General features: G+C 70.4%; 4 protein-coding genes. 2 read left to right on the forward strand and 2 right to left on the reverse strand.

Going from position 1 to position 3,268, the window contains the following annotated elements; genetic code table 11:
- Positions 1 to 114: 114 nt before the first annotated feature.
- Positions 115 to 903, forward strand: a complete 789-nt coding sequence (locus tag RMO85_RS11555) for a hypothetical protein (protein WP_310528872.1) — start codon at positions 115 to 117, stop codon at positions 901 to 903.
- Between the two features lie 7 nt (positions 904 to 910).
- Here RMO85_RS11555 and RMO85_RS11560 read toward each other — a convergent pair whose 3' ends face one another.
- Positions 911 to 1,510 carry a LysE/ArgO family amino acid transporter gene (locus RMO85_RS11560; protein ID WP_310528873.1) on the reverse strand — a complete coding sequence of 200 codons (600 nt, stop codon included), beginning with the start codon at positions 1,508 to 1,510 and terminating at the stop codon, positions 911 to 913.
- A gap of 72 nt (positions 1,511 to 1,582) precedes the next feature.
- On the opposite strand from RMO85_RS11560, the gene RMO85_RS11565 reads away from it, so the two are divergent.
- Positions 1,583 to 2,494, forward strand: a complete 912-nt coding sequence (locus RMO85_RS11565) for a LysR family transcriptional regulator ArgP (RefSeq protein WP_310528874.1) — start codon at positions 1,583 to 1,585, stop codon at positions 2,492 to 2,494.
- Between the two features lie 3 nt (positions 2,495 to 2,497).
- Here RMO85_RS11565 and RMO85_RS11570 read toward each other — a convergent pair whose 3' ends face one another.
- Positions 2,498 to 3,259, reverse strand: a complete 762-nt coding sequence (locus RMO85_RS11570; protein WP_310528875.1) for an amino acid ABC transporter ATP-binding protein — start codon at positions 3,257 to 3,259, stop codon at positions 2,498 to 2,500.
- Positions 3,260 to 3,268: the final 9 nt, after the last annotated feature.

Here is a 3,268-nt window from a genome sequence, read left to right on the forward strand (position 1 = left end):
CGTCCGGACCTGCGACGCGCCGGAACAACTCGTGACCCAGACGTGCCCGCAGGGATGGCATGCCCCGACCCTACGAGGGGGGTGGAAAGGGGCGGATCTGGCAGGCTGGTCGCCATGATGATCCGTCCCGCGGAGCTCGCCGCGATCAAGGCCGGCACCGTCGATCTCGCGTTCCGTCGCTGGGCCAGGCCGCGGGTGGTGGCGGGGACCAGGATGCGTACGGCGGTGGGACTCGTGGAGGTCTCGTCGGTCGACAGGGCCGGCCGGATCACTGTCGAGGACGCCCGGCGAGCGGGCGCGGCCTCGCTCGCGGCGCTCAAGCAGGCACTGGCCGCGCGGCCGGGCGACCCCGCGTGGCGCATCGGTCTGGCCTACGTCGGCCCCGATCCGCGCGAGGCGCTGCGCGAACAGGTCCCCGACGCGTCCGAGATCGCGCAGATCGACGCCCGGCTGGCGAGGTTGGACAAGGCTGCGGCGTACGGCGCCTGGACCCGCCAGACCCTGGAGCTGATCGACCTCAACCCGACCGTGCGGGCCCCTGACCTGGCCGCGCAGGTCGGTCGGGAGACGGCCGACTTCAAGAAGGACGTCCGCAAGCTCAAGGAGCTCGGCCTGACCGAGTCGCTCGACATCGGCTACCTGCTGTCGCCCCGCGGGCAGGCCGTCGTCGATGCCGGACTGCCGGCGCCGCGGGAGCGCAGCCCGCACCCGGAGGGCACCAGGCTGCCCAGGCTCGGCGCGCCCGCGACCCGGGCCCTGCGCGCGGCCGAGATCACGACCCTCGAGCAGGTCGCCGCGCTGACGGAGGCCGAGCTCGCCGCCCTGCATGGCGTGGGCCCGATCGCGATCGACCGCCTGCGCGACGCACTTGTCGACAGGGGCCTCGCCTTCGCGTCGGGCTGAGACGAGGTCAGTGCACCAGCAGTCCGACGCCCAGGGCGCCCATGAGCACCGCGATGGCGGAGTCCAGGACTCGCCACGCCGACGGCTTGGCGAACACGCCACGCAGGGCACGGGCTCCGAAGCCCAGGGTCGGGAACCACGCTGCGCTGGCCGTCAGTGCGCCCGCGCAGAACCACCAGCGCTGGTCGCCGAAGCTGTTGGCGACGGTGCCGAGCATCAGGATCGCGTCGAGGTAGAAGTGCGGGTTGAGCCAGGTCAGGGCCAAGGTGAGCAGCACCGCGCGACGCGCGGTCATCTTGGTGCCGCCCTCCGCGTCGAGGGCCGCCGGGCGCCAGGCGCGCAACGCTGACTGGACGCCGAAGGCGAGGAGGTAGAGCCCCCCGCCGATCTGCGCGACCGGCAGGACCGCCGGCCAGCGCTCGAGGACGACACCGAAGCCGGCCACGCCGATGGTGACGGCGAACAGGTCCGAGACCATGCACACGAGGATCACGGGCAGCACGTGCTCACCGCGGATGCCCTGTCGGAGGACGAACGCGTTCTGCGCGCCGACGGCCACGATCAGGGCGAAGCCGGTGACCACACCGGTAACGAAGATGCTCAACATGCTCAGAACGGTAGGCCCGAACGCGTCTTCAATCCAGCGAAGTATATTGAGGAATCATTAGACTCTCTAATTATGAAAGACGTCACCCAGATCGATCCTGTGGCCCTGCGCACACTGGCCACCGCTGTCAGGCTCGGGACCTTCGAGGCCACGGCCCGCGCCCTCCACGTCACACCGTCCGCGGTGAGCCAGCGGATCAAGGCCCTCGAGACGCACGTGGGTCGGGTGCTGGTGCACCGGGTCAAGCCGCTGGAGGCCACCGAAGCCGGCCACGTCCTGGTCCGACTGGCCGCCCAGACGGAGCTGCTGGAGCGCGAGGCGGTGGCGGAGCTGCTCGAGGGTGAGGAGCCCGGCGAGGACGACCCGTTCGTGGCGGTGCCTATCGCCGTCAACGCCGACGCCCTCTACACCTGGCTGATCGACGCCCTCGTCGAGGTCCAGTCGGCGCACCGGGTGACCTTCGAGATCGTCCGCGAGGACCAGTCCCGCACGACCGAACGGCTGCGCCGCGGCGACGTGATGGCGGCCGTGACCTCTGACCCCAGGCCGGTGCCCGGCTGTCGCGTGGTGCGCCTCGGCTCGATGCGCTACCGCGCGGTCGCCACCCCGGACTGGATGGCGGCCCATCTCCCGGACGGTCCGGTCTCCGTGGCGCTGGGGCGAGCGCCGGTCATCGCCTTCGACCGCAACGACACCCAGCAGCACGACTTCCTGCGCAAGGTGACGCGTCGACACCTGACGCCGCCGGTGACGTGGATCCCGTCCGTCGGCGAGTTCGACAACGCCGTACGCCGCGGCATGGGGTGGGGGATGATCCCGGAGGTGCAGGTCCGGGCCGACCTCGACCGCGGCGGCCTCGTGGAGGTGGTGCCGGGGCGGCACAGCGACGTCCCGCTGTTCTGGCAGCACTGGCGCCTGGAGTCGCCGCTGATGGCGGACCTGACGGCCGCGATCACCGGCTCCGCTCGCGGGTGGCTGAGGTGAGGCTCAGAGCACCTTGGAGAGGAACGTCTGGGTGCGCTCGTGCTGGGGGTTGCCCAGCACCTCGCGGGGGTCGCCCTCCTCGACGATGATGCCGTCGTCCATGAAGACCAGCTTGTTGCCGACCTCGCGGGCGAAGCCCATCTCGTGGGTGACGACCATCATCGTCATGCCCTCGGAGGCCAGGTCCTTCATCACGGCGAGCACGTCGCCCACCAGCTCGGGGTCGAGCGCCGACGTCGGCTCGTCGAACATGATCATGTCGGGATCCATCGAGAGCGCCCGGGCGATGGCCACACGCTGCTGCTGCCCGCCGGAGAGGTGTGCCGGGTAGGCGTCCTCGCGGTCCGCGAGGCCGACCTTCTCCAGGTTCTTGCGGGCCACCTCGACCGCCTCGGCCTTCGTGCGCCCCTTCACCTTCTGCTGCGAGATGGTGAGGTTGCGCAGCACCGTCATGTGCGGGAACAGGTTGAACTGCTGGAAGACCATGCCGATGCGTGAGCGGAGCCTGTCGATGTCGGCGTCGGGATCGGTGATCTCGTCGCCCGCGACGTAGATCTTGCCGCTGGTGGGCGTCTCCAGCATGTTGACGCAGCGCAGCAGGGTCGACTTGCCGGAGCCGGACGGCCCGATGACGCAGACGACCTGACCGGTGGCGACGTGGAAGTCGATGCCCTTGAGCACCTCGTTGGCGCCGAAGTACTTGTGGAGGTCCTGGACGTCGATCGCGGCGGTGGTGCGGTCGGCTTCGGTGTGGTCATTGGTCATCAGCGGGCC

This window comes from Nocardioides sp. (assembly GCF_031422975.1).
Classification (GTDB): Bacteria; Actinomycetota; Actinomycetes; order Propionibacteriales; family Nocardioidaceae; genus Nocardioides.

Coding starts and splice junctions, on each gene's coding strand:
- RMO85_RS11555 (WP_310528872.1), top strand. CDS start 115: ATGATGATCCGTCCCGCGGAGCTCGCCGCGATCAAGGCCGGCACCGTC.
- RMO85_RS11560 (WP_310528873.1), bottom strand. CDS start 1,510: ATGTTGAGCATCTTCGTTACCGGTGTGGTCACCGGCTTCGCCCTGATC.
- RMO85_RS11565 (WP_310528874.1), top strand. CDS start 1,583: ATGAAAGACGTCACCCAGATCGATCCTGTGGCCCTGCGCACACTGGCC.
- RMO85_RS11570 (WP_310528875.1), bottom strand. CDS start 3,259: ATGACCAATGACCACACCGAAGCCGACCGCACCACCGCCGCGATCGAC.